The organism is Streptomyces sp. NPDC048664 (assembly GCF_040650555.1).
In the GTDB taxonomy this organism is placed as follows: Bacteria; Actinomycetota; Actinomycetes; order Streptomycetales; family Streptomycetaceae; genus Streptomyces.
Map to the genome: position 1 here is coordinate 108,444 of NZ_JBEZHK010000009.1, position 22,805 is coordinate 131,248.

Below are 22,805 nucleotides of genomic sequence, written 5' to 3' on the forward strand. Positions count from 1 at the left end.
CAGTTGCCTCTCATCCGTTCCGTCCGGGGGCCGTGCGAGGAGATGCGGGTTCAGCGGGTGCGGGCGCGTCCGAACAGCAGCCGGTCGGCTGCGAGCGCTGCATCCAGGTAGGCGTCGACCTTGGCGGCGCCGGCGGACTGCGGCAGGGGGTCCAGCCCGAGTAGGAGGATTGCCTCGCCGCTGCGGGCGATCTGTTCGGTCCAGGACCGACGGGTGGGCAGCCGCAGCCGCCGGGAGGCGCCGGGGATGTGCACCAGCACCTGGTCGCCGACGATCTGCAGGCAGCGCTCCAGTTCCGGTACGACTTCCCGGGCGTCGGCCAGGCCACCGAGGCTGGCGGACAGCTGCCGCATCCGAGCATCGGTCGTCTCAGCGGTGCCCGAGCCGGTCAGGGCCGGGGTGTGGGTGATCAGGATGTGCGCGATCTCGCGGCCGTCCGGGCGGGTGCCGGTCCAGGTCCAGACGGCGAGCGACACCAGCAGCCGCAGCTCAGGGCCGGGTGGAGTGAGCAGGATGCTCATGCTGTCGTGCCTTTCGTGGCCTTGAAGCAGGACCAGACGATCTTCCCGACCGGAGTGCGGTCCTCGACTCCCCAGCCGTCGGCGAGCGCGTTCACCAGGGTCAGCCCGCGTCCGGAGGTGTCCGTGCCGGCGGCCTGCCGGGCTTCCGGGTGCTGGCGGCGGCTGTCGTGCACTTCCAGGCGTACGACATCCTCGTCGGCGTCGAGCCTGACCAGGAAGCCGTGTCCGGGGGTAGTCCCGTGGACCAGGGCGTTGGTGGCGAGTTCGGAGACGCAGAGTCGGACGTCCTCGGCGCGGTCCGGCAGACCCCAGTCGGCCAGGGCCTCAGAGGTGAAGGACCGTGCCTGGCCGACCGACTCGGGCCGCGCGTCGAAGAACTGCTGGGTCGTCTGGGGCATCACGGTGGTCCTCATGACTCGGCGTCCGGGACGCGGGTGGTGCCGGGGTGACAGCGGCGGACGGAACCGCTGCGGGAAATGGAGTGGTGGGCCGTGCGGGGCTTGCGGACGAGCAGCAGCCGTGAGCCGACCGCCTCGATCCGCCGCCCGCGTTCAGCGGCTATGGCCTTCGGCCCCAGGTGCGACATGGCCGGGGCGATGACGCCGTAGACGTCCTGCAGCGCGAGCACGCCCAGGAGCCCGGTGAACGCCGCCGAGGCGGGCTCGGCGGGGGCGTCGCGGTCGGTGAAGACGCCGGACAGCTGCAGTTCGTGGCTGCGGCAGTACGCGGCGAGCGAAGCGACCAGCGCGTACTGCCGAGCTGGGGAGACCCGCACCAGCCGCAGGAAGCCGTAAACGACCGGGCCGCTGACCGGGCGATGCTCCGTGAGGGGTTCCATGCTCAGGACCGTCCAGGAGGCTCGATAAGTAGTGACGCTCTGAGCGTGCCGTCCGGACAACTCGCGGCCAATAACCGGCCGTTCTACTTCCGTTCCACTTCCGTCCCGTCGACTGCACGGATCTGCTTCGATGGCCGGTGGAAGGGAGTGACGCGTGACGACCGTGCACCACTGGACCGGCCTGGAGGCCAAGGCCCTGCGGCTCGCCCTGCGACTGAGCGTGCGGGCCTTCGCCCAGCAGCTCGGCCTGGCCGTCGCAACCGTGTCCAAGTGGGAGTCCAAGCTCGCCGGAACAGAACCCAGACCCGACACGCAGGCCATCCTCGACACCGCTCTCGGGCGCGCGGACGCCGCTGCCCACCTGCGGTTCGAAACACTCATGTCCGAGATGACCAGTGCCACGACTACCGCCCGGCGCCGCGTCACCACATCCAGCCCCCGGGCCTGGGAATACGAATCCTGGGCTGATGATCTCGACCGCGTCGTGGTCGCCCTCTCCCGGCAGAACTTCACGTTCGCCGACAGCCTCCTGACCCGATGGCTGACTCGGTTCAAGGCCCCCGAGCTGGACGAGAAGGGCCAGTACCTCTTCGCCCGATCCACCGCCCTGCTCGGCGACCTCAAGCGCTACCAGGGAACTCTCTTCGGACTGCTGTCGGCCCAACACTTCTATACCGGTGCCCGCGCGGTCTTCACCCAGCTCGACATCCCCCGTCGCGTCGCCCAGCTCGACCTGTCCCTCGCGATCGTCATGGAGATGTCCGGCAAGCTGGAAATCGCCGCTCGCCACTACGAAACCCTCGCGGCCGACGACCGGCTCTCACGCCTCGACCGTGCCAGGGCGCGGCTATGGGTGGGGACGGCGCTGAGCAAAGACGGCCAGTACGACTATGCGACCCGCCTCATGCAGGCCGCGATCGGCGACTTCGAGGACCTCACCGAACCCGACGACTGGTCGGTGGCTCACCAGAAACTCGCCCTCGCTCGCCGCGGCGCCGGCGACCTCACCACCGCGTTCCGGTTCCTGGACATCGCCTGGACCACGGGCACCCCCGAGTCCCCAATGCAACGGGTACAGCTGACCACCGCTCAAGCCCACATTCTGTGCACCGACCCTGTCACCCGTGACGATGGGCTTCGCCTTCTCGACGAAGCAGCACAGATCGCCGCACGGTCCGACCTCGGTCACCAACTACGCAGCATCAACGCCATCAGACAAACGTGCGAGGGTGCTTTCAAACATCTACATCAGTCACCAGGGAGCAGCGAGTGATGGGCGGACGAGCACAAGGGATCACGGAGAATCAGCGGAAGGCCGCCCAGCTGATCTGGGACCACCACCACCTGCGCCACGAAACCCGTCCGTGTGACGCGGCCATTGCGCTGGGATGCAACGACCTCGGCGTCAGTACCTACGCCGTCAGCCTGTATAAAGCCGGGCTCTTCCCGACCCTCGTGTTCACCGGTGGCAACAGCCCAGCCACCAGCAGCGTGTTTCCTCGCGGTGAGGCGGTCCATTTCCATGAACACGCTCTTGCGCTGGGCGTTCCCGCCCACGCGATACTGCTGGAGCCGAATGCCGCCAACACCGGGCAGAACATCGCCTACGCGCGCGACGTCCTCACCGCAGCGGACGTCCGGCCACGCTCCGTGCTGCTGGTCACCATGCCGTACATGGAGCGACGGGCCTTCGCCACCTGCCGCAAACAGTGGCCCGAGGTCGAAGTGCTGTGCGCCTCCGACCCGTTGCCCTTCGACGCCTACCTCAAAGCCATGGGCGACGAGAAGACCGTGATCAGTATGATGGTCGGTGACTTGCAGCGGGTGATCGAGTACTCAAAACTCGGCTTCGCCATCTCGCAGTACGTCCCGGAGGACGTGCATGCAGCCTATGAATCCCTCATCCGTGACGGCTTCACCGACTACCTCATCTCCTCCTGACCTGCCCGCAACCGGCGGACTGTGCGCGATTCATCAGCCTAACTTCCTGCCAAGGCTGACGACTTTGGCCAAGCTGTTCGCGGCGGACTACTGGATCGTCCTGGACGACGTGCAGTTCACCCGCCGTGATTACCAGCATCGGGCCCGCCTCGCCGACCTCGATGACCCCGCCCGGCAGCAGTGGCTCACCATCCCCACCCATCTTCCCCAGGGGCGGCCCACCCTCATCCGGGACGCAGTGATCGCCGAGCCGGACCTGGCCCGCCGCCGGACCGCGGGGATGCTGCGGCGGCACTATGGGGTCAGCCCTCACTGGTCCACCCTCGCCGAGGTCCTGGAACCGGTGCTGGATGCGTTCGGCACCGGCAAGACCGCGACGGTTGCCGAGACCTCCACCCGCGTTCTGCTGGACCTGTTGGGCTGGGAGGGCCAGGTCCTCACCAGCAGCCGTCTGTCGGCCCGGCCGGGCCGCTCCGCCCGGCTCGCGGACCTTTCCGCGGCGACCGGCGCCCGCGCGTATCTGTGCGGGACCGGTGGCATGACCTACCTCGACCCCGCCCCGTTCATGGTTCAGAACATCGCCGTGGCCTCGTTCCGGCCGCCCACCACCGGCATCTGGTCCTCCGGCCGCCGACTCAGTGCCCTGTGGGCCTTGGCCACCCTGGGCCCGGCCGCCGTGGCAGCCCGCCTCCGAGCTCTCGCCGCCCACTGCGGCCGTGGATCGACGACGACCTCACTGGCCTCGACCACACCTGGGTGGCGGAGCGCACCGCCAGGGGAGCGCCGACCCTGCTCGTGCAGCCCCGCCCGCGCCTTGGGCTGCGACCCGGGCACCTGACCGAGGCCACTACGTGGGCCTCGCGGTTGTCCTCGGTCCGCGCCGTCTCGTGACGGACGGAAAAAAAGGCCGCACCCGGCCCACGCGGGCCGCCGGGATGGGCGGGGTGTGGGTCGGGTGCGGTCAGGTAGACGCTGCAACCAAAAGCTATCGCAGGTCAGAAGGCATAAAAGGAGATCAGGCCTTCTTGGTCTCCCAGAAGATCTTGTCGATCTGGGCGATGTGGTCCAGGGCCTTCTGGCCCGTCGCCGGGTCGGTGGACGCCTTGGCGGCCGAGAGGGCCTTCAGGGTGTCGTTGACCAGCTGGTGCAGCTCCGGGTACTTCTCGAAGTGCGGGGGCTTGAAGTAGTCGCTCCACAGCACCGAGACGTGGTGCTTCGCGAGCTCGGCGCGCTGCTCCTTGATGACGACGGCGCGAGCCTGGAAGTGCGGGTCGTCGTTGGCGGCCATCTTCTCCTGCACGGCCTTCACCGACTCCGCCTCGATGCGGGCCTGGGCCGGGTCGTACACACCACAGGGCAGGTCGCAGTGGGCGCTGACCTTGACCTTGGGGGCAAACAGGCGGGAGAGCATGAAGCTGTCCTTCCTCGTGATCGTCTTCTCAGGTGCGACATTACTCCGTGAAGGACGGGTTTTTGCGAGTGCCCCCATGGGCTTACGTCAAAAGTCCGGGGTGAGACTTGGACGTGTGGTGGATCGGACCGGGGAGGTGCCGGCGATGCCGGAGCTGTCACAGGAAGCCGGGCGCGCGAAGGCGTTGGTGCCGTTCGGGGCGGCGGAGGTGACCGGGCCGTCCATGGTGCCCACGCTGGAGCACGGGGACCGGCTCCTCGTGCGGTACGGGGCGCGCGTCAGGCCGGGCGACGTCATCGTCCTGCGGCACCCCTTCCAGCAGGACCTGCTGGTCGTCAAGCGTGCGGTGGAACTGCGCGACGGCGGCTGGTGGGTGCTCGCGGACAACCCGTACGCGGGCGGGGACAGCACCGACTACGGCACCGTTCCCGAGGACCTCGTGCTCGGGCGGGTGCGGCTGCGCTATCGGCCGCTGGGCGGTCAGCGGACCCCCTTCGCGCTCGTGCGCTGGGTGTTCTCCGCGGCCAGGCCCGTGCGGTGCGACCGGTCCGCCTCCAGGCGCTTGCGGGCGCGGTAGGCCGCCACGTTCGCGCGGGTGGCGCAGCGGTCCGAGCAGTAGCGGCGGGAGCGGTTGGTGGAGGTGTCGAGGTAGGCGTTGCGGCAGGGCGCCGCCTCGCACAGGCCCAGGCGGTCCACGCCGTACTCGGTGAGGTGGAAGGCGAGCCCCATCGCGGCGATCGCCGCGAAGCCCGCGGTGGCGTTCGAGGGATGGTCGGCCAGGTGCATGTGCCACAGCGGGCGCCCGTCGTCGTCGCGGTGGTCGTGCCCGGAGATCTGCGGGCTCACCGGGAACTCCAGCAGGAGCGAGTTCAGCAGGTCCACCGCGAGGGTCTCGTCGCCCGAGTCGGCCGCCTCGAAGACCGCGCGCAGGCGGCCCCGGACCGAGCGGAAGCGGGTCACGTCGGCGTCGGTGGCTCGCCGGGCCGCCGACTGGTTGACGCCGAACAGGTCGCGCACGGCGTCCACCGAAGTGAGCGAGTCCTTGCCCCGGGCCGGCTCCTCGCTGTTCACGAGCCGCACGGCGTAGTCCGAGTAATAGGCCAGTTCCACTTGCAGTCCTTACGTGGGCGCTCTAGGGTCGTGTGGCGGTCGATGTAATAGACGGTCGCGGAACCAGGGTATTACGCGATGAGGCTGTCGGAGGGGGACATGGCGGACATGGACACGGACTCGGGTACGCGGACGGGCGCGGGGAACGCGGCGGTGACCGACTGGGGCGGCTGGCAGGCCAGCTGGGACCGCCAGCAGGAGTGGTACATGCCCGACCGCGAGGAGCGCTTCCGGATCATGCTGGACATGGTCGAGGCGTGCGTGGGCGCGGAACCCCGTGTGCTCGACCTCGCCTGCGGCACCGGCAGCATCACCGCGCGGCTGCTCGCCCGCTTCCCGGGCGCCACCAGCACCGGCGTCGACCTCGACCCGGCCCTGCTGGCCATCGCCCGCGGCACGTTCGAGGGGGACGACCGCGTCACCTTCGTGGAGGCCGACCTCACCGACCCCGGCTGGCCCGCGCGCCTGCCCCACGAGACCTACGACGCGGTGCTGACCGCCACGGCCCTGCACTGGCTGCGGACCGGCCCGCTCGACACCCTCTACGGCCGGATCGCCGCGCTCGTCCGCGGCGGCGGGGTCTTCATGAACGCCGATCACATGATCGACGACACGACGCCCCGGATCAACGCGCTCGAGAGCGGGCAGCGGCGCGCCCGCAGGGAACAGGCGCTGAAGGACGGAGCCCTCGACTGGGCCGAGTGGTGGCGCACGGCCGGCGAGGACCCCGTCCTCGCCGGGCCCACCGCCCGCCGCTTCGAGATCTACGGAGCGCACGCGGACGGCGAGACACCCTCCGCCGCGTGGCACGCGCGCGTCCTGCGCGACAAGGGCTTCGCCGAGGCCCGCCCGGTGTGGTGCTCCCCGTCGGACACCCTGCTGCTCGCGCTCAGGTAGCCCGACGGCGGGTCGCGGGAGACCCCCCCACGAGACGAAGAGGGCCCTGTCGCGCCGTTCGGCGCGACAGGGCCCTCTTCTCATCCATCCGTTGTCGGTGGCGTCACAGCACCTTCGACAGGAACGACTTCGTGCGGTCGTGCTGGGGGTTCGCCAGGACCTCCCGCGGATGGCCCGACTCGACCACCACACCGTCGTCCATGAACACCAGCGAGTCGCCCACCTCGCGCGCGAAGCCCATCTCGTGCGTCACGACGATCATCGTCATGCCGTCCTCGGCCAGGTCCCGCATCACGTCGAGGACCTCGCCGACCAGCTCGGGGTCCAGGGCCGAGGTCGGCTCGTCGAAGAGCATCAGCTTCGGCTGCATCGCCAGCGCGCGGGCGATGGCGACGCGCTGCTGCTGGCCGCCGGAGAGCTGCGAGGGGTAGTGGCCCTTGCGGTCCCCGAGGCCCACCCGGTCGAGCAGCCGCTCCGCGCGCTCCCGGGCGACGGCCTTCGACTCCCGCTTGACCTGGACCGGCGCCTCCATGACGTTCTCCAGCGCGGTCATGTGGGGGAAGAGGTTGAAGCGCTGGAACACCATGCCGATGTCCCGTCGCTGCGCCGCGACCTCCCGCTCCTTCAGCTCGTAGAGCTTGTCGCCCTTCTGCCGGTACCCCACCAGGTCGCCGTCGACGTACAGCCGGCCGGCGCTGATCTTCTCCAGGTGGTTGATGCACCGCAGGAAGGTGGACTTGCCGGAACCGGAGGGGCCGATCAGGCAGAACACCTCACGCGGGTTCACCTCCAGGTCGATGCCCTTGAGGATGTGCGCGAGCCCGAAGGACTTGTGCACGCCCTCGGCCCTGACCATCGGGGCGCCGCTGACGGCCGGGGTGATGTCCTTGCTGAGACCGGTCATCGGGCCACCTCCGGACGGCGGAACGAACCGAACATGCGGAGGTTCTTCTTCAGCCGCTGGAACGGGGTCGGCGGCAGGCTGCGCGTCGAACCACGGGCGTAACGGCGCTCGATGTAGTACTGGACGATGCTGAAGATCGTGGTGAGCAGCAGGTACCAGATGCAGGCCACGAAGTACATCTCGACCACCGCCAGCGAGGTGCTGGAGACGTCCTGCGCCCTCTTGATCAGCTCGGGGAGCTGGACCGCGTAGGCGAGGGAGGAGGTCTTCAGCATGTTGATGAACTCGTTGCCGGTCGGCGGGATGATGACCCGCATGGCCTGCGGCAGGATCACCCGGCGCAGCGTCTTGCCCTGGGTCATGCCCAGCGCGTGGGACGCCTCCGTCTGCCCCTCGTCCACGGACTGGATGCCGGCGCGGACGATCTCGGACATGTACGCGGCCTCGTTCAGGCCGAGTCCCAGCAGCGCGGTGAGGACCGGGGTCATCACCTGGTTCATCTCGTCCTTGTAGAACCCCAGGTTGAGGATGGGGAAGACGAGCGAGATGTTGTACCAGAGCAGCAGCTGGACCAGGACCGGCGTGCCCCGGAAGAACCAGATGTAGAACCAGGACACGGTGCTGGTGACCGGGTTCGAGGACAGCCGCATCACGGCGAGGATCACACCGAGCACGACGCCGAGCGTCATGGCCAGCACGGAGATGTACAGCGTGGTCCACGCGCCGGCCACGATGCCCGGGTCGAACACGTAGTCCGGGATGACGCTGTAGTTGATGTTCGCGTTGGAGAAGGCCATCGCGAGCAGCGCCACCAGGGCGAGGACCACGACGCCGGCCACCCAGCGGCCGTAGTGGCGCACGGGGATGGCCTTGATCTGCTCCGGCGGCGCCGGAGACCTGTCGACTGTGTCAGTCACGGTGACTGCCTTTCAGCGCTGTGCGAGGCTCAGGAGCCGCCGTTGATCTTCGCCTCGGTCACCGCGCCCTGCGTGACGTTCCACTTCTGCAGGATCTTCTGGTACTCGCCGTTCTTGATGATCGCGTTCATCGCGGCCTGCAGGGCGTCGCGCAGCTGGGTCTGGTCCTTGCTGACGGCGATGCCGTACGGGCCGGCCTCGATCTGCTCGCCGACCACCTCGAAGTCCTTGCCGTCGCTCGCGGTCTTCGCGTTGTACGCGGCCACCGGGAAGTCGTTCAGGTCGGCGACGGACGCGCCCTGCTTCAGGCGGAGCAGCGCCTCGGGGTCGGTGTCGTAGGTCTGCAGGCTGATGGCCTTCTTGCCGTCCGAGGTGCACTTCTTGCTCTGCGTCTGGGCGATGCCTTCGGACGTGGTGCCCTTCTGCAGGGCCACGACCTTCCCGCACAGGTCGTCCAGCGACTTGATGCCCTTCGGGTTGCCCTTCTGGACCAGGATCGAGGTGCCAGCGGTGAAGTAGTCCACGAAGTCGACACCCTTGCCGGCCTTCTTGCCGGTGTCGGAGTCGATGCCGTTCTGACGGTCCTTGGTGTCGTTCATCGCGGACATGATGGTGTGGGAGCGCCCGGACTCCAGGCCCACGATCAGGTTGGCGAACTTGCCGTTCTGGAACACGAACTTCACGCCCAGCTGCTTGCCCAGGGCGTCCGCGATGTCCGGGTCGATGCCGACGGCCTTGCCGTCCTTCATGTACTCGACCGGCGGGTAGGCGATGTCGGAGCCCACCTTGACGACGCCCGACTTCTTGATGTCCGCGGGAAGCTTGGAGGCCAGCGGGGCCGAGGAGTTCGACGTGCCGGAGTCGCTTCCGCCCTTGTCGGTCTGGTCGCCGCAACCGGTCACCAGCAGGGTGCCCGCGACCGCGAGGGCGCCGACGGCAGCTATCCGGGAACGCTTGACGGCCGTACGACGGGTGGTGCTTGCGGTCATGATGGGTTCCTCCGGCGGGATGGGATGAACTGCCGTGGATCGACGAGAGAGACAGAGTCGGTGCCGCGACCTCGTTGGTTGTGGCATCTTGCCATTCCTTGGGAGAGATTCAGGGGGCTCGCCGTGTCAAAATCGCATAACGGGTGACCTCTGAACCGCCTCGCGCGGCCGACCCGCGCCGGAAGTCGTGTCGCAACCGCTTTTCCCGGCCGCAGGATCTTCGGCGTGTCTCACGATGTGACCGGCCGCCGTCCCTGCGCGTGATCTTGAGCATGGGGGGCGGCACCTTGTCCACATTTTCCGCCATGAGTCATCTCACCGGCGTGTGACCTTCGTTTTACCGACTCGTCCGGGACACCATCCGTCCGGTAAGAAGGTTCTTTACACCCCTCATCCGGGGCTCAGGGCGCGTGTGCGGCGCGCCCGTCGCACATGCGCCCGTGCGCATCAGTCATCAGGGTCATGCGCGGTGCCCGCCCGCTCCTCAATCAGGAGCGGTCACACCCTCAAACCAGAACACCTAAGGGGTACGACACAGTGGCAGCGGAGATCGTCAATCCTCGCAGCGACAACCAAGCGGATCAGGACGGCGGGCCCGAGGCCCACGACCCCTTCGATCCCGCCTTCGCGCTGCACCGCGGCGGCAAGATGGCCGTGCAGGCCACCGTGCCGGTCCGCGACAAGGACGACCTGTCCCTTGCGTACACGCCCGGCGTCGCCCGGGTGTGCACAGCCATCGCGGAACGGCCTGAGCTGGTCCACGACTACACCTGGAAGTCCTCGGTCGTCGCCGTGGTGACCGACGGCACGGCGGTCCTCGGTCTCGGGGACATCGGTCCCGAGGCCTCCCTCCCGGTGATGGAGGGCAAGGCGATCCTGTTCAAGCAGTTCGGCGGGGTGGACGCGGTCCCGATCGCGCTCGACTGCACGGACGTGGACGAGATCGTCGACACCGTGGTGCGGCTCGCGCCCTCCTTCGGAGGCGTCAACCTGGAGGACATCTCGGCACCCCGGTGCTTCGAGATCGAGCGCAAGCTCCAGGAGCGGGTCGACATCCCGGTCTTCCACGACGACCAGCACGGCACGGCCGTGGTGACGCTGGCCGCGCTGCGCAACGCGGCGAAGCTGACCGGCCGGTCCATCGGCGAACTGCGGGTGGTCATCTCGGGCGCGGGCGCGGCCGGTGTGGCCATCGCCAAGATGCTGATCGAGGCGGGCATCGGCGATGTCGCCGTCGCCGACCGCAAGGGAGTCGTGTCGCAGGACCGCGGCGATCTGACGCCGGTCAAGCGGGAGGTCGCCTCCTTCACCAACAAGGCGGGCATCACCGGGTCGCTGGAGGACGCCCTCGCGGGCGCCGACGTCTTCGTCGGAGTCTCCGGCGGCACGGTGCCGGAGGCGGCCGTCGCCTCGATGGCCGAGGGCGCCTTCGTCTTCGCGATGGCCAACCCGAACCCGGAGGTGCACCCGGACGTCGCGCACAAGTACGCGTCCGTGGTGGCGACGGGCCGCTCCGACTTCCCGAACCAGATCAACAACGTGCTGGCCTTCCCGGGCATCTTCGCCGGAGCCCTCCAGGTGCGGGCCTCCCGCATCACCGAGGGGATGAAGATCGCGGCGGCCGAGGCACTGGCCGCGGTCGTCGGGGACGACCTCGCGGCGGACTACGTGATCCCCTCGCCGTTCGACGAGCGGGTCGCGCCGGCGGTGACGGCGGCGGTGGCCGCGGCCGCGCGGGCTGAGGGCGTCGCGCGCCGATAGGCCGTCCGGGCCGCCCGCGGGCGGTTCACGAGAGCTCACGGGCTTCACGGCCGAGCGGGCGGGTGGTGCACCCGCCCGCTCCCGTGTGTCCGGGGCCGCCATCGCGGCGGGACGCGTGTCACAGCGGGGCTCCGTTCCCTCCGACCCCGCTGTTGCCTATCGTCAAGGTCATGTTCGCTGCCTACGCCGCCCGCATCGACCGCGACCACCCGCTCACCGGCCTCGAGTTGGGAGAGCGCCCGGCCCCCGGGCGCAGGCCCGGCTGGACGACGGTGAACGTCAAGGCCGCCTCCCTCAACCACCACGACCTCTGGTCCCTCCGGGGTGTCGGACTGTCCGAGGACAAGCTCCCGATGATCCTCGGCTGCGACGCGGCGGGCGTGGACGAGGACGGCAACGAGGTCGTCCTGCACTCCGTCATCGGCCAGAGCGGCCACGGCGTCGGGCCCGACGAGCCCCGGTCGATCCTCACCGAGCGCTACCAGGGCACCTTCGCCGAACAGGTCTCCGTGCCCACCTGGAACCTGCTGCCCAAGCCCGCGGGCCTCTCCTTCGCGGAGGCCGCCTGTCTGCCCACCGCCTGGCTGACGGCCTACCGCATGCTGTTCACCAACGCCGGTGTACGGCCCGGCGACTCCGTTCTCGTCCAGGGCGCGGGCGGCGGCGTCGCCACGGCCGCGATCGCGCTGGGCAAGGCCGCGGGACTGCGGGTCTTCGCCACCAGCCGCGACGAGTCCAAGCGCAAGCGGGCCCTGGAACTGGGCGCGGTGGAGGCCCTGGAGCCCGGGGCACGGCTGCCGCAGCGCGTGGACGCCGTCATCGAGACGGTCGGCGCCGCCACCTGGTCCCACTCCGTCAAGTCGCTGCGTCCGGGCGGCACGGTCGTCATCTCGGGAGCGACCAGCGGCGACCGCCCCTCCCACGCGGAACTCACCCGCATCTTCTTCCTGGAGCTGAAGGTCATCGGCTCCACCATGGGCTCCAAGGACGAACTGGAGGACCTGCTGGCCTTCTGCGAGACCACCGGAGTGCGCCCCGTCATCGACGAGGTCCTCCCGATGGACCGCGCCCGCGAGGGCTTCGAGAAGCTGGCCGCGGGCGACCTGTTCGGCAAGGTCGTGCTCACCGCGAACTGACCGCGAACGAGCCGCCGCCCGCCTCTCCCGCTCCCCGAGAGCGAGGCGGGCGGCGATTCCCGCGGGTCACGCCTTGGGCGACCGCAGTGCCGTCCCGATATGGGCCGCCGCCGACGACAGATGCCGCCGGACATCCTGGAACTGCTCCTCGGTCACTCCCTGATCGCGGGCGGTGTCCCTGATGTCGTCCCGGAAGCGGTCCAGAAGCCGGTCGAGATCACGGGCCGGGTCGCCGGTGGACCCCTCGTGCGCCCAGGAGGGCTCGTACACGCCGGGGAACTCCTCGGGGGTCTTCGAGAACTCGGGTTCCGTCGCGGTCCCCGAAGCGCCGGCCTTCCTCGCCGTGTCCGTGGCGCCCGTGCGCCCGAAGCCGCGCCCCTTCCCGAACTCGCCGAACTCCTTGGCCAGCTCGGTCAGCCCTTCGCGCACGCCGGTCGGCCAGTCGCCCCGCGCGAAGTGGTCCTGCACCTGCTCCTGGACCCGGCGCGCCAGGCGCTGCATCTCCTCCTGCGCCTGGGCGCGGGCCCGGTCCTGCGCCTCCTTGGCCTGGCGGCGTGCCTGCTGGGCCTCCTCACGGGCTCGCCGGCTCTCGTCCTTGGCCCGCCGGGCCTGCTCCTTCCACTCCTGCTTGACGCGGCGCATCTCCTCCTTGGCGGCACGCCACGCCTCCTTCTCGGACGCGTCGATGTACTCGCCGTACCCGTCACCGCCCGCCTTGGCGGTCCTGGACTCCGAGAACGCCGCCCGCATCTCGCGCCGCAGGTCGCCCGCCGCCCCCTGGACGTCGGCACGGATCTCCGCGGCGAGCTCGGCGACCGACTCGCGGATCTCCAGCTCCAGGTCGGCCAGTTCACCGCTGCGGTCGGCGAGCTCGGCGCGCCCCGCATCGGTGATCGCGTACACCTTGCGGCCGCCCTCGGTGGTGTGGGTGACCAGGCCCTCGGTCTCCAGCTTGGCCAGCCGGGGGTAGACGGTGCCCGCGGAGGGTGCGTAGAGCCCCTGGAAGCGCTCCTCCAGCAGCCGTATCACCTCGTATCCGTGGCGCGGCGCCTCGTCGAGCAGCTTCAGCAGGTAGAGACGCAGTCGTCCATGGGCGAAGACGGGAGGCATGTCAGAGCCCCTTCTGCTCGGTCGGACCGTCATGGGTGCCGTCCTCCGACGGCGGGCGGCGCAGCAGCGCGATGGACCCGGAGACCGTGGTCGCCTTCACCCGGCCGTTGCCCCCGCCCAGTCGCCCGGTGATCTTCTTGGCGCCCCACTGGCCGGACACGCGCAGATCCTCGAAGGCGTTGGACACGGCGCCGCTCGCGGTGTTCGCCTCGACCTCGGCGTCCGCGGGGTGCGGCAGGCGAATGGCGATCTCACCCGACACGTTCGTCAGACGGGCGTCGGTGGGGCCGCCGGAGGGGTCGAGGTCCAGGATGATCGCACCGCTCACGGACTCCGCCCTGACCGACGGGCCGGAGCCCTCGATCACGGTCAGGTCGCCCGAGACGGAGTTCAGCCGCAGGTCGCCCGCGACGCCCTGGGCCTCCACACTGCCCGACACCGTGCTGGCCCGGACCGCTCCGGAGAGGCCGACGAGTGTCGCGTCGCCCGTGACCCCCTTCACGTCGGCGCCGGCGTCGAGGCCCGAGACCACGGCGGTGGCCCCGACCACACCCACCTCCACCCGCGTCGACGCCGGCACGGCCAGGGAGACGACCGCGCTGCGACGCCAGCCCTTGGTCTCGAAGAACTTCAGGAAGCCCTTCCAGGGGAGGTCGTCGTACGCCACCGTCAGGGCGCCGTCCTTCTGCGTCACCGTGAGCGGGGGGCCGTCGATCGCCGAGACCTCCAGGCGCGCGGAACTCTCGTCCGTGCCCACCACGTTCACCGTTCCGTTGACGATGCGCACATGGAGTGTCGTGACAGGGGCGTCGAAGGTGAGCTTTCCTGGCTCGGCGACGGACCACTCGGACATCGTGCTGACCTCCTCGGCCGATGCGGACGCGGCGGGCACGGCGGACGGCACGGGCCGACCCGGCCTACCCCCACACGACGCGCCATATCGCGTCTTACGTGATTCACGATATATCGCGGCCCGGGAAAGTCAAGAGACCCCCACTCGTTCGGGGGGTCTCGGGGGAACGCGTCCAGGGTCGGGGCGTGCGGCCGTGCGCGCCGCCGTCCCGGGTCCCGGGCCTACTCCTCGTCCTCGTCGTCCAGCCGCGCCAGCCACGTCGCCAGCCGCTCCACCGGGACCTCGAAGTCCGGGTTGAGGTCCACGAACGTGCGCAACTGCTCGGCCAGCCACTCGAAGGTGACCTCCTCCTCGCCCCGCCGCTTCTCCAGTTCCTCGATGCCGCGGTCGGTGAAGTACATGGGTGGCTCCGTTGCTTCGGTGAGGGAAAAGGCGACAGGAAAAGGATAGGCGGGCGGACAACGGGGCCCGTCCCCGAGCCGAAGCTCGGGAACGGGCCCCGCACACAGACCGGTGAACCAGACCGGTGAACTCCTCGCGGCGAGCGTTACGCCTCGAAGACCTCACGCACCAGCTGCTCCTGCTCCGCCTGGTGGCGCTTGGCGGAGCCCACGGCCGGGGACGAGCTGTGCGGCCGCGAGATGCGGCGCAGACGCTCGCCGGCCGGGATGTCCGCGCCGACCGCCAGGTCCAGGTGGTCGATGAGGTTCAGGGCGATGAACGGCCAGGCGCCCTGGTTCGCCGGCTCCTCCTGGACCCACAGGTACTTCTCGGTGTTCGGGAACTTCTTGATCTCCTCCTGGAGCTCCGCACCCGGCAGCGGGTACAGGCGCTCCAGACGGATGATCGCCGTGTCCGTGGCACCGCGCTTCTGGCGCTCCGCCTCCAGGTCGTAGTAGACCTTGCCGGCCGTGAAGACGACCTTGCGGACCGCGGCCGGGTCGACCGTGGAGTCGCCGATGACCGGGCGGAAGCCGCCCGAGGTGAATTCCTCCGCCTTCGACGCGGCGGCCTTCAGGCGCAGCATCGACTTCGGGGTGAAGACCACCAGCGGCTTGTGGTGCGGGTTGTGCACCTGCCACCGCAGGAGGTGGAAGTAGTTCGACGGCAGGGTCGGCATCGCGACCGTCATGTTGTTCTGCGCGCACAGCTGCAGGAACCGCTCCGGGCGGGCCGAGGAGTGGTCCGGGCCCTGGCCCTCGTAGCCGTGCGGGAGCAGCAGGGTGACGCCGGAGGTCTGGCCCCACTTCTGCTCCGAGGCCGAGATGTACTCGTCGACGACGGTCTGCGCGCCGTTGACGAAGTCACCGAACTGCGCCTCCCACATCACGAGCGCGTCGGGGCGGGCCAGCGAGTAGCCGTACTCGAAGCCCATGACCGCGTACTCGGACAGGAGGGAGTCGTAGACGTTGTAGCGCGCCTGGTCCTCGGAGAGGTACTGCAGCGGGGTGTGGTCCTCGCCCGTCTCCCGGTCGATCAGCACCGCGTGGCGCTGGCCGAAGGTGCCGCGGCGGGAGTCCTGGCCGGAGAGGCGGACCGGCGTGCCCTCCAGGAGCAGCGAGCCGATGGCCAGGGTCTCGCCCATGCCCCAGTCGATGGTGCCGTCCTCGACCATCGCCGCACGGCGCTGGAGCTGCGGCAGCAGACGCGGGTGCACGGTGAAGTGGTCGGGGATGTTGACCTGGGACTCGGCGATCCGCTTGACGACCTCGGCGGACACGGCCGTGTCGACCGCGACCGGGAAGCCGTCCTGGGGGCCCTGCGGCGCGGCCGGAGCGGCCTGCTGCGAGGTGGTGGCCTCGCGGACCTCCGTGAAGACCTTCTCCAGCTGGCCCTGGTAGTCCTGCAGGGCCTGCTCGGCCTCTTCCAGGGTGATGTCGCCGCGACCGATCAGGGACTCGGTGTAGAGCTTGCGCACCGAGCGCTTCTTGTCGATCAGGTCGTACATCAGCGGCTGGGTGAAGGCCGGGTTGTCCGACTCGTTGTGACCGCGGCGGCGGTAGCAGATGAGGTCGATGACCACGTCCTTGTTGAACGCCTGGCGGAACTCGAACGCCAGTCGTGCGACCCGCACGACGGCCTCGGGGTCGTCGCCGTTCACGTGGAAGATCGGGGCCTCGATCATGCGGGCCACGTCCGTCGCGTACATGGAGGAACGCGAGGACTCCGGGGCGGCGGTGAAGCCGACCTGGTTGTTGATGACGATGTGGACCGTGCCGCCGGTGCGGTAGCCGCGCAGCTGCGACATGTTCAGGGTCTCGGCCACCACGCCCTGGCCCGCGAAGGCCGCGTCGCCGTGGATCGCCACCGGCAGGACCGTGAAGTCCGTGCCGCCCTTGTTGATGATGTCCTGCTTGGCGCGGGTGATGCCCTCGATGACCGGGTCGACCGTCTCCAGGTGGGACGGGTTGGCGGCCAGCGAGACGTTGATCTGCTCGCCGTCCAGGCCGGTGAAGGTGCCGTGGGCGCCCAGGTGGTACTTCACGTCGCCGGAGCCGTGCATCGACTTCGGGTCGAGGTTGCCCTCGAACTCGCGGAAGATCTGCGCGTACGACTTGCCGACGATGTTCGCGAGCACGTTCAGCCGGCCGCGGTGGGCCATGCCGATGACGACCTCGTCCAGACGCGACTCGGCCGCGGAGTCGATCACCGCGTCGAGCAGCGGGATGACCGACTCGCCGCCCTCGAGCGAGAAGCGCTTCTGGCCGACGTACTTGGTCTGCAGGAAGGTCTCGAAGGCCTCCGCCGCGTTCAGCCGGCGCAGGATGCGCAGCTGCTCCTCGCGCTCCGGCTTGGAGTGCGGGCGCTCCACCCGGTCCTGGATCCACTTGCGCTGCTTGGGGTCCTGGATGTGCATGTACTCGATGCCGGTGGTGCGGCAGTACGAGTCGCGCAGCACGCCGAGGATGTCGCGCAGCTTCATCATCGACTTGCCGGCGAAGCCGCCGACGGCGAACTCGCGCTCCAGGTCCCACAGGGTGAGGCCGTGCTCGGTGATGTCCAGGTCGGGGTGCTTGCGCTGCTGGTACTCCAGCGGGTCGGTGTCGGCCATGACATGGCCGCGGACCCGGTAGGAGTGGATCAGCTCGAAGACGCGCGCGGCCTTGGTGACGTCGTCGTCGTGCGAGGCGTCGATGTCCTTGAGCCAGCGGACCGGCTCGTAGGGGATGCGCAGCGACTCGAAGATCTCGTCGTAGAAGCCGTTCTCCCCGAGGAGGAGGTTCGCGACGATGCGCAGGAACTCGCCGGACGCGGCGCCCTGGATCACCCGGTGGTCGTAGGTCGACGTGAGCGTCATGACCTTGGAGATGCCGAGCTTGTTCAGGGTGTCCTGGGAGGTGCCCTGGAACTCCGCGGGGTAGTCCATCGAGCCGACGCCCATGATCACCGACTGGCCGGGCATCAGGCGCGGCACCGAGTGGACCGTGCCGAGGCCGCCGGGGTTGGTGAGGGAGACGGTGACGCCGCTGAAGTCGTCCATCGTCAGCTTGCCGTCACGGGCGCGCCGGACGATGTCCTCGTAGGCCTGCCAGAACTCGAAGAAGTTCAGCGTCTCGGCCTTCTTGATGCCGGCGACGACGAGCTGGCGGTCGCCGTTGGGCTTCACCAGGTCGATCGCGAGGCCGAAGTTGACGTGGTCCGGCTTCACCAGCGTCGGCTTGCCGTCCTTGACGGCGAAGGACCAGTTCATCGACGGCATGGCCTTGATGGCCTGCACCATCGCGTAGCCGATCAGGTGCGTGAAGGAGATCTTCCCGCCCCGGGCGCGCTTGAGGTGGTTGTTGATGACGATGCGGTTGTCGAACAGCAGCTTCACCGGCACCGCGCGCACGGACGTCGCCGTGGGGAGCTCCAGCGAGGCGCTCATGTTCTTCGCGACGGCCGCGGCCGGACCGCGCAGCGTCACCAGCTCGGGGCCCTGGGGCGCCTCGGCCACGGGTTCGTCCTTCTTCGGGGCGGCGGGCGCCGCGGCGGGCTTCGCCGGGGCGGCCGGCGCGGCGGCGGCGGGCTTCACGGGTGCGGCGGCCGGCGCGGCGGCCGGCTTCGCGGGCGCGGCCTGGCTCGCGGGCGCGGGCACGGCCGGGGCGGCGGGTGCCGGGGCGGCCTGCGCCGCGGTGGCCTTGGCCGCGGAGGTGGTCTCTGCGGCCCCCGCGGCCGCAGTGCCCGCCGGTGCGGGGGAGGCAGACGGAGCCGGGGAAGCCGGTGCGCCCGGCTTGTAGTCGGCGAAGAAGTCCCACCAGGCGCGGTCTACCGAATTCGGGTCCTGGAGGTACTGCTGATAGATCTCGTCGACGAGCCACTCATTCGCGCCGAACGCGGCGGCCGGGTTCTTCCCGGCTTGGTCGTCGGTGGAGACGCTCGAGTTACTGGGGGACTGTGGCGACACGGCGGTAACCGCCCTCTTCCGCTTCACAAGGTGACTGGACAGCGGGGATTAAGGCTACGCCTCCCCGGCAGTGAAGGTCAGGTCGGGCCCGTTCTTCGTCACGTAAGTCACACCGGAGAGCGTGTTTCGGGGCCTGAAATGGCGGGAAACAAGCGTGGTTCCGGTGCGCGAGGAGTGTGACGTACCTGGACCGGCGCCCGGGGCGCGCGGACCTGTGCCTGATCACACGTGTCCATCGGCGTGGAGGTACGCGGATCTTGTCCTTCCGCTTCGAACTCTACGTCAACCCTGAGGTGACGGCTCTCCCGGAAGAGTGACCTGGATCCGGCAACCCCGAGCGGATTCGGCCACGCCGATCCGCCCCCCGTGCAGATCCACCGCCCAGCGGGCGATCGCCAGCCCCAGGCCCGTGCCGCCGTCGCTGCCCGGGCCGTGCGGCGAGCTCACGGCGCCGCGGTTGAAGCGCTCGAAGACGCGGTGCCACTCCGACTGGGGGATGCCGGGGCCCTCGTCGAGCACCTCCAGCTCCAGCGACTCGGGACCCGCGCCGCGCCGCGCCCGCACCGTGACCCGGCCGTGCGGCGGGCTGTGCTTGACCGCGTTGTCGATCAGGTTGGCGACGACCTGGTGGATGCGCTCCGGGTCCGCGTGCGCGGTCAGCTCGGGCGGGGAGACGTCGAGGTGGAGATGGACGTCCGTACGGGTGTGGGAGCCGGAGCCGGAACCGATGCCCGCGCGCGCGGAGGCCACCATCTGGGCCTCCTTGAGCACGCCGGAGAGATAGGGCCACACCTCGAAGCGGCGCCGCTTGAGCGGGACCACGCCGTTGTCCAGGCGCGAGAGGTCCAGCAGCGTCTCGACCAGGCGCCCGAGCCGCTCGGTCTGCTTCAGCGCCGTGCGCATCGTCTCGGGGTCGGCGGCCGAGATGCCGTCCACGATGTTCTCCAGCACCGCGCGCAGGCCCGCGATGGGCGTGCGCAGCTCGTGGGAGACATTCGCCACGAGTTCCTTGCGCTGGAGGTCCTGGGCCTCCAGCTCGTCCGCCATCAGGTTGATCGTCTGGGCCAGATCGCCCAGTTCGTCCCGGCGGGTGTCACGCACCCGGCGCGTGTAGTCACCGTGCGAGATGGAGCGGGCCACCGCGTTCATCTCGTCCAGCGGAGCGGTGAGCGAATGGGCCACGAACTGCGTAATGAGCAGTGTGGCGATCATCGAGAACACCGTGATGAAGCGCAGCTCGGTCTCCGTGCGCACCGCGATCATCAGCAGGCCCGTGGTGATCAGGACCGAGATGACGACCAGCGCGCCCAGCTTGGTCTTGATCGAGAACGGCCGCACGCCGCCCCAGTGCTCCCCGGGGTCCGTGCGTCCTCGCCGTCCCGAGTGCTCCCCGGGGTCCCCGCGTCCCACCGGAGCGCCGCTCATGGCGCCGGGGTCTCCAGCGCGTAGCCGACGCCGTGCACCGTGCGGATGCGCTCCGCGCCGATCTTCCGTCGAAGGGCCTTGATGTGGCTGTCCACCGTGCGCGTGCCCGACGCGTCCGCCCAGTCCCACACCTCGGCCAGCAGCTGCTCGCGCGAGAGCACGGCGCGCGGGGTGTTCGCCAGGCACACGAGCAGGTCGAACTCGGTGGGCGTGAGGTGGACGTCCTCGTTGCGCACCCGGACCCGGCGCTGCGCGTGGTCGATCTCCAGCTCGCCGAGCCGCAGGATGCCGCTGCGCGGCGTGGTGGCGGCCAGCGCCGCCCGCTCGACCCGGCGCAGCAGCACATGGACCCGCGCCGCCAGCTCCCGCATCGAGAACGGCTTGGTCATGTAGTCGTCGGCGCCCACGCCGAGCCCGACCAGCATGTCCGTCTCGTCGTCACGCGCGGTCAGCATCAGCACCGGCAGCGGGCGCTGGGCCTGCACGCGGCGGCAGACCTCCAGGCCGTCGAAGCCCGGCAGCATGATGTCGAGGATCAGCAGGTCGGGCTGCCACGCCTCGGCCGTGTCGACCGCGGACGGCCCGTCGCCCGCCGTTTGCACGAGGAACCCCTCGGCGCGCAGGCGGGCGGCGATGGCGTCGACGATGGTGGTGTCGTCCTCGACCACCAGGACGCGCCGCTGCGCGCCCGGGGTCGTCGTGCCGCCCTGCGAGGTGTGTGTCTGCTCCATCGCCCGCCCCTGGGGTTGCTTTCCGGAATCCGTGGGGTGATCCCATGACTGCGTTTGACGCTTGAATGATCCGCGCCAGGGGAGCAGCGTACGGGGAGTTACCGCCGGTCGGCTATCCAGGGCGGAGCGCGAGATGCACGACGTCGGGTACGCCCCGGGCAACGGGGACCTCTTCGGTACGCACCTGTCGGAATCCGGCATTCCTGAGACATCCTTCAAATTCCGTGGACGGCCGGGCCGACCACACGGCGAGGACCCCGCCCGGTCTCAACACCCTTGCGCAGTTTGCCAGTCCGACAGCCCCGTAGAGGTTCTCGTTGCCGTCCGTGACGGTCCAGTCGGGGCCGTTGTCGATGTCCAGGCACAGGGCGTCGTACGTGTCCGATGTCTCATTGACGTAAGAGACGAGGTCGGCGGTGAGGACGCGGGTGCGCGGGTCGGCGAGGGCCGTCGCGGACAGCGGGGACAGCGGGCCGTCCCGGTGCCAGTCGATGATCGCCCGCTCGCGCTCCACGACGGTGATCCCTCCCCAGCGGGGGTCGGCCGCCGCGTGTGCGAGGGAGAAGCCCACGCCGAGCCCGCCGATCAGCACCCGGGGATCCGGGCGTGTGTCCAGGGCGGCGAGCGCGGCGTCCACGAGCAGGCGCTCCGAGCGGCCGTCGGAGGTGTCCATCAGGAAGCAGCCGTTGGCCACGATCTGCAGCAGCTCGCCGTGGCGCCGCAGCACGACCTCGCCGTGGGGGCCCTCGCGGCGGTCCAGCACCTCGGGTGCGCCGGCGGTGTCGTCCTGGGGGGCGAGGGGGAGGGGCATGGTCGTCATTCTGGTGACGGCGCGCGCCGCGCACGAGGGGTTTTCCGTCCGCCGCCACGGCCGGACGCGCGCGCCGTCTGAAAAGTTGCTGTGAATCGCGTCTCGGGTGGCGTCGGTCATAGACAGCGCCCCGGACGGCGCAAAGGGTGGTCGGGAACGGAAGGAGCGTTGCGCCTTGGAACGTACGGTCTCGGCGGCTGACGCCATGCTCACGGACCCCGAGACGGGCGCGCCCCTCCTGGACGGCATGCCGCGCCAGCGCGTGGCGCCGTCCGCGCTCGCCGCCCCGGCCGCGGTGCCGGGGTCCCCGGTGCCCTGCGCCCCGGTGCCCGCGGCGGGCCCACGCCCCTGGCTGCTGCTGCCGACCCCCAAGGGCACGCCGTTCACCTTCGCCTACGCCGCCGTCCTCGTCGCGACCTCGCTGTTCGCCCGCTACGCGGCCCCGGCCCTGACCCATGCCCTGTACCGGGCCTCCAGTACCGACGTCGCCCATCTCGTGCACGATCCCGTCCAGGTCCTGGTGGCCAGCGCGCTGTGGATCGCGGGCGGGATCACCTCCACGTACACCCTGGTCTTCCTTCTGGTGCTGACGGCCCTGGAGCGGCGGATAGGCGCGCGGCGCGCGGCGGCCGTCTTCCTGTCGGGCCATGTGCTCGCCACATTGGTCACCGAGGGCTTCGTGGGCCTGGCCGTCCTGGCCGGCCGGCTGCCCGCGACCTCCCTGCACCGGCTCGACTACGGCATCAGCTTCGGGGTGGCGGCGAGCCTCGGCGCGCTGACGGGCCTGATGCCGCCGTGGCTGCGCTGGCCGGTCCTTATCTCCTTCGCCGCGATGCTGCTCCAGGGCCTGGCCGCGTTCGCGGATCCGATGAGCGACTGGGGACACGTCCTGTCGCTGGCCATCGGGGTCGCCCTGTGGCCGGTCGTCCGAGGCTGGCAGCGCGGCCGCCCGGTGGCGGCGCGGGTGCCGGCCGGGGTCGCGGCCGCGGTCTGACGCCTCCGGCGCCGCATGATCGCTCAGAGCGAACACGCTCCGGGGAACAATCGCATCTCTCCGTGCATT

At 69.9% G+C, this 22,805-nt stretch carries 22 protein-coding genes and 1 pseudogene; 8 read left to right on the top strand and 15 right to left on the bottom strand.

Annotated elements, in window-relative coordinates:
- Positions 1 to 50: 50 nt before the first annotated feature.
- Genes AB0C59_RS12595 through AB0C59_RS12605 form a run of 3 tightly spaced genes read right to left on the bottom strand, consistent with a single transcriptional unit; the run spans position 51 to position 1,359 of the window.
- Positions 51 to 521, bottom strand: coding sequence for a DUF5949 family protein (locus AB0C59_RS12595; RefSeq protein ID WP_363003519.1), 471 nt, complete (start codon positions 519 to 521; stop codon positions 51 to 53).
- Entirely contained in the window at positions 518 to 919 is a 402-nt protein-coding gene (locus tag AB0C59_RS12600; protein ID WP_363003521.1) for an ATP-binding protein, read from the bottom strand. Before AB0C59_RS12600 ends, AB0C59_RS12595 begins: the two co-directional genes overlap by 4 nt.
- An 11-nt stretch (positions 920 to 930) precedes the next feature.
- Entirely contained in the window at positions 931 to 1,359 is a 429-nt protein-coding gene (locus tag AB0C59_RS12605; RefSeq protein ID WP_363003523.1) for a hypothetical protein, read from the bottom strand.
- 154 nt (positions 1,360 to 1,513) lie between these two features.
- Between AB0C59_RS12605 and AB0C59_RS12610 the strand changes: the two genes are divergently transcribed.
- The 3 genes and pseudogenes from AB0C59_RS12610 to AB0C59_RS12620 all read left to right on the top strand — a co-directional run.
- Positions 1,514 to 2,632, top strand: a complete 1,119-nt coding sequence (locus AB0C59_RS12610) for a hypothetical protein (protein WP_363003525.1) — start codon at positions 1,514 to 1,516, stop codon at positions 2,630 to 2,632.
- Positions 2,632 to 3,300, top strand: a complete 669-nt coding sequence (locus tag AB0C59_RS12615) for a YdcF family protein (protein WP_363003527.1) — start codon at positions 2,632 to 2,634, stop codon at positions 3,298 to 3,300. Before AB0C59_RS12610 ends, AB0C59_RS12615 begins: the two co-directional genes overlap by 1 nt.
- Positions 3,251 to 3,877 (top strand): annotated as a pseudogene (locus tag AB0C59_RS12620) (WbqC family protein); the annotation flags it as partial. The gene AB0C59_RS12615 and the pseudogene AB0C59_RS12620, both read left to right, overlap by 50 nt.
- 438 nt (positions 3,878 to 4,315) lie before the next feature.
- Here the strand turns inward: AB0C59_RS12620 and sodN are convergent.
- The gene (gene sodN, locus AB0C59_RS12625) at positions 4,316 to 4,711 is read right to left on the bottom strand and encodes a superoxide dismutase, Ni (RefSeq protein ID WP_363003529.1); all 396 of its coding nucleotides are present in this window, start codon (positions 4,709 to 4,711) and stop codon (positions 4,316 to 4,318) included.
- Positions 4,712 to 4,856: 145 nt separating this feature from the next.
- Here sodN and sodX point away from each other — a divergent pair, with 145 nt between their 5' ends.
- A complete protein-coding gene (gene sodX / locus AB0C59_RS12630) occupies positions 4,857 to 5,288 on the top strand; it encodes a nickel-type superoxide dismutase maturation protease (RefSeq protein ID WP_363003531.1) in 432 nt (143 codons plus the stop codon).
- On the opposite strand, the gene AB0C59_RS12635 is transcribed toward sodX, so the two are convergent.
- Positions 5,192 to 5,821, bottom strand: a complete 630-nt coding sequence (locus AB0C59_RS12635) for a CGNR zinc finger domain-containing protein (protein ID WP_363003533.1) — start codon at positions 5,819 to 5,821, stop codon at positions 5,192 to 5,194. The two genes, sodX and AB0C59_RS12635, sit on opposite strands and share 97 nt — an antisense overlap.
- A gap of 108 nt (positions 5,822 to 5,929) precedes the next feature.
- Here AB0C59_RS12635 and AB0C59_RS12640 point away from each other — a divergent pair, with 108 nt between their 5' ends.
- Positions 5,930 to 6,718, top strand: coding sequence for a class I SAM-dependent methyltransferase (locus tag AB0C59_RS12640; RefSeq protein ID WP_363003749.1), 789 nt, complete (start codon positions 5,930 to 5,932; stop codon positions 6,716 to 6,718).
- Positions 6,719 to 6,821: 103 nt separating this feature from the next.
- Here the strand turns inward: AB0C59_RS12640 and AB0C59_RS12645 are convergent, their stop codons facing one another.
- Genes AB0C59_RS12645 through AB0C59_RS12655 form a run of 3 tightly spaced genes read right to left on the bottom strand, consistent with a single transcriptional unit; the run spans position 6,822 to position 9,528 of the window.
- Positions 6,822 to 7,622, bottom strand: coding sequence for an amino acid ABC transporter ATP-binding protein (locus AB0C59_RS12645; protein WP_363003535.1), 801 nt, complete (start codon positions 7,620 to 7,622; stop codon positions 6,822 to 6,824).
- Positions 7,619 to 8,539: an amino acid ABC transporter permease gene (locus AB0C59_RS12650; protein WP_363003537.1), complete on the bottom strand. Its 921-nt coding sequence runs from the start codon at positions 8,537 to 8,539 to the stop codon at positions 7,619 to 7,621. The genes AB0C59_RS12645 and AB0C59_RS12650 overlap by 4 nt, the downstream gene beginning before the upstream one ends.
- 29 nt (positions 8,540 to 8,568) lie before the next feature.
- Entirely contained in the window at positions 8,569 to 9,528 is a 960-nt protein-coding gene (locus AB0C59_RS12655; RefSeq protein WP_363003538.1) for an ABC transporter substrate-binding protein, read from the bottom strand.
- 537 nt (positions 9,529 to 10,065) lie between these two features.
- On the opposite strand from AB0C59_RS12655, the gene AB0C59_RS12660 reads away from it, so the two are divergent.
- Together AB0C59_RS12660 and AB0C59_RS12665 are read left to right on the top strand one after the other, a co-directional pair.
- Entirely contained in the window at positions 10,066 to 11,289 is a 1,224-nt protein-coding gene (locus AB0C59_RS12660; RefSeq protein ID WP_363003540.1) for an NADP-dependent malic enzyme, read from the top strand.
- Positions 11,290 to 11,459: 170 nt separating this feature from the next.
- A complete protein-coding gene (locus AB0C59_RS12665; RefSeq protein ID WP_363003541.1) occupies positions 11,460 to 12,425 on the top strand; it encodes a zinc-binding dehydrogenase in 966 nt (321 codons plus the stop codon).
- Positions 12,426 to 12,491: 66 nt separating this feature from the next.
- Here AB0C59_RS12665 and AB0C59_RS12670 read toward each other — a convergent pair whose 3' ends face one another.
- The 7 genes from AB0C59_RS12670 to AB0C59_RS12700 all read right to left on the bottom strand — a co-directional run bounded on the left by AB0C59_RS12670 (position 12,492) and on the right by AB0C59_RS12700 (position 21,742).
- Positions 12,492 to 13,535, bottom strand: a complete 1,044-nt coding sequence (locus AB0C59_RS12670) for a helix-turn-helix transcriptional regulator (RefSeq protein ID WP_363003543.1) — start codon at positions 13,533 to 13,535, stop codon at positions 12,492 to 12,494.
- Between the two features lies 1 nt (position 13,536).
- Positions 13,537 to 14,388 (bottom strand): DUF4097 family beta strand repeat-containing protein, encoded by an 852-nt coding sequence (locus AB0C59_RS12675; RefSeq protein WP_363003545.1) that lies wholly within the window; start codon positions 14,386 to 14,388, stop codon positions 13,537 to 13,539.
- Between the two features lie 221 nt (positions 14,389 to 14,609).
- Positions 14,610 to 14,789: a DUF6104 family protein gene (locus AB0C59_RS12680; protein WP_023586593.1), complete on the bottom strand. Its 180-nt coding sequence runs from the start codon at positions 14,787 to 14,789 to the stop codon at positions 14,610 to 14,612.
- Between the two features lie 146 nt (positions 14,790 to 14,935).
- Positions 14,936 to 18,775, bottom strand: a complete 3,840-nt coding sequence (locus tag AB0C59_RS12685; RefSeq protein ID WP_363003547.1) for a multifunctional oxoglutarate decarboxylase/oxoglutarate dehydrogenase thiamine pyrophosphate-binding subunit/dihydrolipoyllysine-residue succinyltransferase subunit — start codon at positions 18,773 to 18,775, stop codon at positions 14,936 to 14,938.
- 282 nt (positions 18,776 to 19,057) lie between these two features.
- Positions 19,058 to 20,200 (bottom strand): HAMP domain-containing sensor histidine kinase, encoded by a 1,143-nt coding sequence (locus tag AB0C59_RS12690; protein WP_363003549.1) that lies wholly within the window; start codon positions 20,198 to 20,200, stop codon positions 19,058 to 19,060.
- Positions 20,197 to 20,931 (bottom strand): response regulator transcription factor, encoded by a 735-nt coding sequence (locus tag AB0C59_RS12695; RefSeq protein ID WP_363003551.1) that lies wholly within the window; start codon positions 20,929 to 20,931, stop codon positions 20,197 to 20,199. Before AB0C59_RS12695 ends, AB0C59_RS12690 begins: the two co-directional genes overlap by 4 nt.
- Before the next feature lie 112 nt (positions 20,932 to 21,043).
- Positions 21,044 to 21,742, bottom strand: coding sequence for a spermidine synthase (locus AB0C59_RS12700; protein WP_363003553.1), 699 nt, complete (start codon positions 21,740 to 21,742; stop codon positions 21,044 to 21,046).
- A 175-nt stretch (positions 21,743 to 21,917) separates the two neighbouring features.
- Here AB0C59_RS12700 and AB0C59_RS12705 point away from each other — a divergent pair, with 175 nt between their 5' ends.
- Entirely contained in the window at positions 21,918 to 22,736 is an 819-nt protein-coding gene (locus AB0C59_RS12705; protein ID WP_363003555.1) for a rhomboid-like protein, read from the top strand.
- Positions 22,737 to 22,805 lie beyond the last annotated feature (69 nt).

Bases quoted from the DNA above. Each gene is read 5' to 3' on its own strand.
- AB0C59_RS12695 (WP_363003551.1), bottom strand. From the start codon at position 20,931: ATGGAGCAGACACACACCTCGCAGGGCGGCACGACGACCCCGGGCGCG.
- sodX (WP_363003531.1), top strand. From the start codon at position 4,857: ATGCCGGAGCTGTCACAGGAAGCCGGGCGCGCGAAGGCGTTGGTGCCG.
- AB0C59_RS12690 (WP_363003549.1), bottom strand. From the start codon at position 20,200: ATGAGCGGCGCTCCGGTGGGACGCGGGGACCCCGGGGAGCACTCGGGA.
- AB0C59_RS12670 (WP_363003543.1), bottom strand. From the start codon at position 13,535: ATGCCTCCCGTCTTCGCCCATGGACGACTGCGTCTCTACCTGCTGAAG.
- AB0C59_RS12700 (WP_363003553.1), bottom strand. From the start codon at position 21,742: ATGCCCCTCCCCCTCGCCCCCCAGGACGACACCGCCGGCGCACCCGAG.
- AB0C59_RS12605 (WP_363003523.1), bottom strand. From the start codon at position 1,359: ATGGAACCCCTCACGGAGCATCGCCCGGTCAGCGGCCCGGTCGTTTAC.
- AB0C59_RS12640 (WP_363003749.1), top strand. From the start codon at position 5,930: ATGGACACGGACTCGGGTACGCGGACGGGCGCGGGGAACGCGGCGGTG.
- AB0C59_RS12665 (WP_363003541.1), top strand. From the start codon at position 11,460: ATGTTCGCTGCCTACGCCGCCCGCATCGACCGCGACCACCCGCTCACC.
- AB0C59_RS12680 (WP_023586593.1), bottom strand. From the start codon at position 14,789: ATGTACTTCACCGACCGCGGCATCGAGGAACTGGAGAAGCGGCGGGGC.
- AB0C59_RS12600 (WP_363003521.1), bottom strand. From the start codon at position 919: ATGCCCCAGACGACCCAGCAGTTCTTCGACGCGCGGCCCGAGTCGGTC.
- AB0C59_RS12645 (WP_363003535.1), bottom strand. From the start codon at position 7,622: ATGACCGGTCTCAGCAAGGACATCACCCCGGCCGTCAGCGGCGCCCCG.
- AB0C59_RS12595 (WP_363003519.1), bottom strand. From the start codon at position 521: ATGAGCATCCTGCTCACTCCACCCGGCCCTGAGCTGCGGCTGCTGGTG.
- sodN (WP_363003529.1), bottom strand. From the start codon at position 4,711: ATGCTCTCCCGCCTGTTTGCCCCCAAGGTCAAGGTCAGCGCCCACTGC.
- AB0C59_RS12675 (WP_363003545.1), bottom strand. From the start codon at position 14,388: ATGTCCGAGTGGTCCGTCGCCGAGCCAGGAAAGCTCACCTTCGACGCC.
- AB0C59_RS12655 (WP_363003538.1), bottom strand. From the start codon at position 9,528: ATGACCGCAAGCACCACCCGTCGTACGGCCGTCAAGCGTTCCCGGATA.
- AB0C59_RS12615 (WP_363003527.1), top strand. From the start codon at position 2,632: ATGGGCGGACGAGCACAAGGGATCACGGAGAATCAGCGGAAGGCCGCC.